Below are 7,489 nucleotides of genomic sequence, written 5' to 3' on the forward strand. Positions count from 1 at the left end.
GAAAATTACAAAAGCCCTGTTCAGTCTGGCCGGTGGAGTGTTTCAATATCGGACAGCACCGCTATGATTCGCCAAGCCCCAAAAGGGAGACAGCTGACGTGCTTTGGAGCCTCATCACAGTTGCCGCATTTGGCGTCTTGCTGGGGTTCAGCTTTCGCGCCCCTGCGCTGATTGCCGCAACGGCCCTGACCGCCACGGCGACAGGGCTTCTACTCGAAGGGCCAATTCTCCAGCGGATATTGCTCCCAGTCGTCGTCCTGCAATGCGCCTACCTCGTGGGACTTACGCTTGCCAGCCTGTGGCGGCGGATCGTCACTGGCGGCAATTGAACGCGCCTATGACGCGTCGTCGAAACGCATGACCGCAAAGATCGTGCGCACCAGAATGACGGCGTCGGCCCGAAGGGACCAGTTGCGAACGTAATGGCTGTCCAGCGCGACGCGGTTCGAATAGTCGGTGCTACTCCGCCCCRTGACCTGCCACAGCCCTGTGAGACCCGGCCTGGTCGCCAGATAGTCCTCAACGGAGCTTCCATAGCGGGACAACTCGTCCGCTACCACTGGGCGAGGCCCGACGCAGCTCATCTCGCCTCTCAGAATGTTGAACAGTTGGGGAAGTTCGTCGAGGCTCGACTTCCGCAGCAGCTTGCCGAGAAAGGTGATGCGCGGGTCGCATTTGAGCTTCCTGTTTGCATCCCACTGGCGGGCTGCATCGGGGTCTCGCGCGAGATAGTCACGCAGAACTTCGTCCGAGTTGCAGACCATGGAGCGGAACTTGTAGCACTGGAAAGGCTTGCCGCCGAAACCGACGCGTGTGTGGGAATAAAGCGCAGGCCCGCCAGTGGTGAGCCTAATCACCAGCGCGACCATCAGCATCACTGGAGACGCCAGCGCCAGCGCGCAAAAGGCTATGACCAAGTCTTCCAGCCTTTTTGCCCGGCCACCCAGCGGGGTCGACGGCGGGCCGCCTGCGTCCACTTTGGCGGACTGTTCGCCCTCTATTGGAGCGGTTGCCGCACCGCCAGCTGGCGGATCGAAAGCGGAAGAGATGGCGGCTGGCGCCCAGCCCCAATCACTGGGGACCACAAGCTGATAATCGAGGCTCACATTTGCCGACGCGCGCGACCGGGTTTTCCGTGGGTGCCGGAAATGCCGACGGGGTGCTCGCTTGCCAGGGACATTGATCGTCATGGGCGTATCGCACTGTTGCTATCGTGGCCCTACCATCACAGCCTCGGGCATCGGCGAGCAAGAAAGGCAAAGGTCGTATCGGCATCGATGGGGGGCTACACCCTAAGCCTAAGGCAGTAGCTGCCTGCACCCATGCACTGCACCCAATGCCATTGCGCTACCTGATTCCGGGAGTGGAGATGACCGAATCCATGGCGAGATTCGCGCACGCTACAGCTCGGGCGGGATTGCGAGATGATTGGAAAAGGCGCTGACCTCAGCGAGCGCGGCGACCAAAATGCCCTTTGTAGGTCTTGTTTGACCTGATGCGGACATTTGTGATCACCGCTCCGATGATCGAGGTCTTGCTGGCGTGCATCGTCTTCACCAGTTCGCTGAACAGATCCAGCGGGGTCCTGCCCCACTCGGCAACAAGGATCACGCCGTCGAACAGCGGGCTCGCCGCCATGCGGTCAGAGCCGCATGTCAATGGCGGCAGGTCGACGATGATCATGTCGTAGGCCTTCATCTCCGCAAGCAAAGCACCCATGTTCCTGGGCGCAAGAAGGTTCCTTGAATCGGCTACCTTGCTCGGCAGGATCTCGAATGCCGCCTTCGACGTCGGCACCAACCCGTCGCTCAAGACCGAGTGGTAGATGTCGGCATCGACCACCAGGGTTCGCGCGCCCGACATCGCGTAAAGGGCCGCGAGATTGCTCGCAAACGAGCTCTTGCCGTCCGAAGGCAAGCCCGAAACGACGCCGATGCAACGCAGCGAAACGCCGGAATCCGCCAGGCCAATGGCCGTTTTGGCGCGCCTGAGACTGTTGCTGTATTCGGAAAGAGGCGAGATCGCAGCCTCGTTCAGCGTGTCGCGAGCCCCCATCCCCGACAGCGGCGGCATCTCGCCAATGCATTCGAGGCCAAAGTCTTCTCGCAATTGCCTGGAGGAACGGACCGTTCGATCAAGCGCGTTTCTCAAGAACGCCAATCCAATGCCCGCTAGAAGTCCAGCGAGTGCGCCAAAGGAAAGCACCAGTTTCTTTCGCGGTGCGCTGGGCACCAGGGGCCGTGTCGCGGCGGTTATGACGCGCGCATCGGCGACGGGGTAGGATTGCTGGCTTACTGAGCTCGTGAACGCCTGCAGGAAGCTCTCATACATCTTGCGATACGTGTCGGCGGTCACCTCGAGCTCTTCGAGGGTGGGCGCGTTGCCGACGCCCCCCCCTGCCTGGCTGGCTTCCCCACCTGCTGCGCTACTCTGCTGCTGACCGACGCCATAGTCATGCTTCGCGCGAAACTCCTGCGCGATCTTCGTTGCCTGGTTCATCTGACCTCGCAACTCATTCAATCGCAGTTCGAGCCATGCACCGCCTTCGCGTGCGGATGAAGCCTTGGTCTCAAGTTGTTCGCGCACGAAGGCATCCGCAGTCGCATTGGCGATCTTTGCGGCCATGTCCGGATCGGGCGATTGGAACGCAATATTGATCGCGTAGGACACCCCGACGCGGCGAATATCCAACCCGTCGGTGAACGCCCACATCGTATATCGGTTGCGCTCGAATTCGCCGGCGCCACTAGCCAGGCCGGCATTGCCAGCACCGTCACCGGCCTTCCCAAGTCCCACGCTCTTGGCGAGCATTCTTCCCAGCTTGGCAAAGCGCTCAGCAAGCGTCGGGCTTTGCGTGCGGAAGGCCGTATCCTTGTCGAGCCCGAGGCTGGTGATCACCATCTTTGCAATCTTTTCCGATTGCATGACCGCTATCTGGCTCTCGACCTGCGCGGTATCGAGCGTGAGATTCACTTCGGCCTGCTGCTGCTGCAGAAGCTGTGGGACTTTCGGCTCGATGAGAATTTGCGTTTGCGCCGTATAGACCGGGTCGGTCGTGACGACATAGAACCAGGCGCAGGACAAGGTGATCGCGACCGACCCTGCAATAGTGCGCGTATATCGCTTCAGGAAGGCCGTAATGTCGGCAAAGCTGATGAACTCGCGTTCATCCGCCTCCTGCTGCTCGGTCACTGGTTGCCAGCGCGGCGCTAGACGGCTGTCCATCGCGAAACCTGCCTAGCAGTGTTGATTGTTTTCGTTTGATGGAAGAAGTCCCGCAACTGCATGCCGGCAGGCTGCTTGGCGATGCCGCGTCCGTTTGGAGGTCTCGATAGGCCAGACATGTCTTGCGACCCAATATGTTCGTATCAAGCTTAGCCTCGTGCAGTAAAACGTAAACGCCGCCAAATGGCGTATGGGCTGCACGCCCCGGCTGTCGCTTGGCTGCTGACTTTCAGCTAAGTCGCGCCGTCAGCCAGACCAGGGTTCCGCCGGCGCCGGTCTTTTCGCTGCAACAGCAACGCAAGCTTTTGCTTGATCCCTTCGATGAAGGCTGCCCGCCGCTCCAGGGAAGAGGAACGCTGGGAACAAAGAATGAGCGATGCCGTCAGCGTGTCGACCTTGACCGACAGTTTGGCGGCAGTGCGCGTTTCGTTTTCCATGGCCTCGAACGCAAACGCGGCATTTGCGGCGATCCTCTCATGATGGTCTTTCAGCTTGGCTCGCTCCGTCACGATATCGTCGCCGATGTCGTCGAGCAGCATCAGAAGGTACCCGAAACGTCCTGCGTTCCGATCACTGACCGCCAGAGGAAACCTGTTGAACAGCTTCATATCCAAGCCGCCTTATGAGCCACGTGGTACAGCATACGAACCCGAGTGCGATCCGTGCCGGAAAACCCGTCCTCACATCATATGCAAAATTGGCGGGGCGGCGACGCATCCCTTTGGCGGAACCGCTAACCTTCAAGCTGCAATCGCCGATGGGCCAACAACCGAGCGGCTCCGACGGGCGGCCGCCATGTTGCGCCGCGCGCGCGCCCTGCTGGCCGAAATGACCGCAAGCGCGATGAAAAACAGCATGCCGGGATCGGCACTTCCGCTGACCAGCGAAGCGGCAACCATGCTGGCCATGGCACTGGCGCGCACGCTCGCCACGATCGCGTCCGTCTCAGAATCTACCCAGGCTGCCATATGGCCCATGCCCCGTGCCACGACAGCGAGCAAGGTCACCATCAGCAAGGCTCCAACGACCCCCAGCTGGGAAAGCACCGCGATCACCCAGCTTGAAGCCCGCGAACTACCAAAGCCAATGCCCAGACCACTCGTGTCGGTGAAGGCCTGGAGGCTCTTCATGTTCCAATAGGCGCGTTCCTGGCCGGATGAGGAGTTACTCTTGTTGATGACCATCGAGTCGATGAGCTGGATGAACGGGTCGAAGAAACCTTCATTGTAGAGACTTATCGCCAGGGCTACGAACATGATCGATACAAGAGCTCCCAGGATCAGCAGCTCGTCGGAATTCAGGCGCCCCTGGGTCATGGAGCGACCAAGGGACAATGCCACGGGAACCACGAGTATCGTCAGGCCGACATAGGCCGTCGACGACGTCGACAAAATGACGAGTGCAAACAAGACGACTGAAAACCACTGGGCAAGCGATGATCCGGTCTTGCGCCAATAGGTATAGGTGAAAGCCAGGCATGCAAGCGAAGCCGTCCCGAAGGCGGAAGCCTCTGAGTACGCGCCGGCGATCCGCAAAAAACCGCCTTCGCTGACATTTGTCAGCATCGCGTAGCTAGCAGTGCGGATCGGCTGCAAGACGTCACCGGCGCCGGCGGACTTGCCCACGAAATCCAGCAGCCCCATGCCGGCGTGCAGGCCGCACCATAGAAAAAAGCCCCTGCGAACCTGCTCCAGACGATCCGCCCGCAGCAGCAGGACACCCAGGGCTATGGCGGTGAGCCCCCCAAGAACGAAATATCCGGTTTGGGAAATGTTGGCCGAAACCGGCTCAAGCGCGGATTCCACGACCCCCGAACGAAGCTTCGACTGGACAAAGACACTCGTCTGCCCGGCAAACAGGCGTGGAAACAGCCACGATCCGACGGCGGCGTAGACCATCAGGCAGAAAAGAACCCACAATGGGCGCATGCTGCCGAACACGAGACCCAGGTCCCGCCAAATGCTCGTCTTGGCGGCCACGGCCGTCAGCAGAAGGGCTGCGAAGAATGTGTAGATCAGAGGCGATGAGCCGCCCAGCGCAGTCAGCGTCATAAGCGCTGTCGAACCGAAGGCGAGTGATGCGATCAGGCCAACGATCAGAAGGCTACGGGCATAGTGGCCGGCGATCAGGACGCCGATGCAGACTATCAAACCTGCCAACGAGAGCTGCATGAGCTAGCTTCTTTGCCCAAGCGCGGCGCACCGGCTGCAGGCGCCGCAGCAGATCGGATGAGAATGGTCGGACATAGCAGTGTCGCCGGATTCCTAGCCAGGTCTTTGTCATTTTCGCTAGGTACGGATTTGTACACAAGGAGTCCAAAGGGCGTAGCCCTGCGGCTGCCTACATCCCTGACAAGCCGCTTTAAAGTCGATCGCGTCTGGCGGCTTCGATGAGCGCGGCATCGACCGCGTCCATACGGCCAGTTGCATCCTGTTCGATGGCGGCGATGATTTCTCTCGTCGACAGGGGCTCTGTCTCTGCCAACGGACCAAAACGTGCCGCCAGCCGCTCAACACCAATGCCGTTCAGCCAGCAATGCTGTGCCAAGCTGGAATGACCGTGGAAGCCCGGCTCGCATTGCAGGAAGCCCTGTTCGGCATAGCGCGGATAATTCTCGAAGACGTCGGCATAGGTTCGCATGGTCTGCGGCGACCCGATAGCCAGTTGGTCGCCGACCAGGATTCTCGCGTACTGATGGCCAAAACCTTGGTCGGCGAACAGCAGGGCGCTGTTGCGGCAGACTGCCTGGACGTCGCGCCAGCCGAAGCCGACCATCGTCACCGGCTTGTCTGGCCGAATCCGAAGGACGAGATCGAATTCCTTTCCGCTGGCCTGAACCTGCGCGGCACAGGCAGCGATCTTGTAGTGCATCTTGGCTGAGTTGGAGAACGATGAGAAACGTTCAGCCTTGTCATCTTCAACCCGCACATTGTCGGTGGCGAAAAAGGACCTCAGCTCGCTGGTGCTGACGAGGCCGGTGCTGGCCAGCGTCTCAAATAGCGATCGATAGCGGCCGCGCATCTCCTCAATGCCAAGGCGCGTGCAATAGTCGCGGTAAGCGTCGGCAAAATGCACACCGGCAAAAGGCAAGATGTTGCGGAACGGCTCGGCACCCGAACGGCCAACATCGTGCCACGTATCGACGAAGATTTCGTGTTCGGTTCCCGGCAGAAGAATCTGTTTGAGGCTTGGGAAGGCCTTGCGGAAGCCGCGCAACTGGCCCGAGATGCACACCGCAACGCGCGGCTGGCGTCGCCCGGGCAGGCTGAACCCAAGACGTTCGCGCAGCATGGACTTGCCTGCATGCAGAGCCTGATAGGGCTTAGCCTGCATTAATCTCAGGCGCGTGCTTGGCGCTGCAGCACCTTCCCTCACGCTGCGTTTTTCAAATGACTTTGCGGCCGCTACATCCTCAGCGGAACCCTTGCCAGCCAGCGCGTCGTCGATTCTTTTGCGACCAACGACACCCTGGCCGGTAATCCATTGGAAAAGCAAAAGCTGAAACAAGGGGAACGATGAGGTGTCCGCCGTCGTCAGTCGGTCGATATCAGCGATATTGCGAGCAAAACTCACTTGGTCGAACATGGAATTGTACGGCAATGCCATGTCGGCAAGTGTAAATCCTGGCAGCGCCTCCAAATGGACGCGAGACAACTCCGCCTGATCCAACCACGGCCCGAGAAAATGCCGCAGTTGGATAAAAAGCAGGACGGCTTTCTTGGATAGAGGGCTCTGCGACCAGAGTTCCCTGAGGAAGGGATCGAGCGTGCGGGAAATGATGGGTAGCGTCTGCTTGAGATTGGCCGAATGCATCTCGGCTGAGCACAGCAGGAAGTGCGGCGGCGCATTTGACGCTACATCATCGAGGATCACGGCGCGGAAAAATGCGTGCTGCTCACCCTGCGGCCAACCGGCATCAAGTGACTGTTCCAGGATCGCGTGAAGCAGCACTTTCGCTGCCTCTGCATGATCACGGTGCTCTTGCGGAACTGCTAGAAAACGTTGCGCGAACTCGCGCAGCGACGGAGTGACAAGTTCGGCCAAGATGTTCGTTCCATTATCCAAATATAAGGAACTGGCGACTAGTGAAATGACGCAGAACCCACCTTTGCATCTATCTCAAAGAGGTTGATAAATTGCGCCTCCGTTCAGCTGAAGAGATCGTCGGCACCACAGCTCCTTCGCACGGCTGCTTGCTGTCTGTGGATGAACTTGTTCACTACGACGCCCTGCTTTTCGATCTCGATGGAACACTGGTCGACAC

Annotated in this window: 6 protein-coding genes; 1 reads left to right on the top strand and 5 read right to left on the bottom strand. The window is 59.5% G+C overall.

The window, feature by feature from the left end:
• Window positions 1-329 (top strand): hypothetical protein (locus AC1DUU_RS17890; protein WP_476784749.1); only part of this gene is annotated, 329 nt, incomplete at its 5' end.
• A 6-nt stretch (window positions 330-335) separates the two neighbouring features.
• Here the strand turns inward: AC1DUU_RS17890 and AC1DUU_RS17895 are convergent.
• From AC1DUU_RS17895 to AC1DUU_RS17915, 5 genes are all read right to left on the bottom strand, one after another.
• Entirely contained in the window at window positions 336-1,190 is an 855-nt protein-coding gene (locus AC1DUU_RS17895; RefSeq protein ID WP_476784750.1) for a sugar transferase, read from the bottom strand.
• Between the two features lie 256 nt (window positions 1,191-1,446).
• Entirely contained in the window at window positions 1,447-3,225 is a 1,779-nt protein-coding gene (locus AC1DUU_RS17900) for a GumC family protein (RefSeq protein WP_476784751.1), read from the bottom strand.
• Between the two features lie 233 nt (window positions 3,226-3,458).
• Window positions 3,459-3,833 carry a hypothetical protein gene (locus AC1DUU_RS17905; protein ID WP_476784752.1) on the bottom strand — a complete coding sequence of 125 codons (375 nt, stop codon included), beginning with the start codon at window positions 3,831-3,833 and terminating at the stop codon, window positions 3,459-3,461.
• A 132-nt stretch (window positions 3,834-3,965) separates the two neighbouring features.
• Entirely contained in the window at window positions 3,966-5,396 is a 1,431-nt protein-coding gene (locus AC1DUU_RS17910; RefSeq protein ID WP_476784753.1) for a hypothetical protein, read from the bottom strand.
• Window positions 5,397-5,586: 190 nt separating this feature from the next.
• A complete protein-coding gene (locus AC1DUU_RS17915) occupies window positions 5,587-7,269 on the bottom strand; it encodes a hypothetical protein (RefSeq protein ID WP_476784754.1) in 1,683 nt (560 codons plus the stop codon).
• Window positions 7,270-7,489 lie beyond the last annotated feature (220 nt).

Source organism: Aminobacter sp. P4_H6_2 (assembly GCF_056400805.1).

Coding starts and splice junctions, on each gene's coding strand:
- AC1DUU_RS17900 (WP_476784751.1), bottom strand. CDS start 3,225: ATGGACAGCCGTCTAGCGCCGCGCTGGCAACCAGTGACCGAGCAGCAG.
- AC1DUU_RS17905 (WP_476784752.1), bottom strand. CDS start 3,833: ATGAAGCTGTTCAACAGGTTTCCTCTGGCGGTCAGTGATCGGAACGCA.
- AC1DUU_RS17910 (WP_476784753.1), bottom strand. CDS start 5,396: ATGCAGCTCTCGTTGGCAGGTTTGATAGTCTGCATCGGCGTCCTGATC.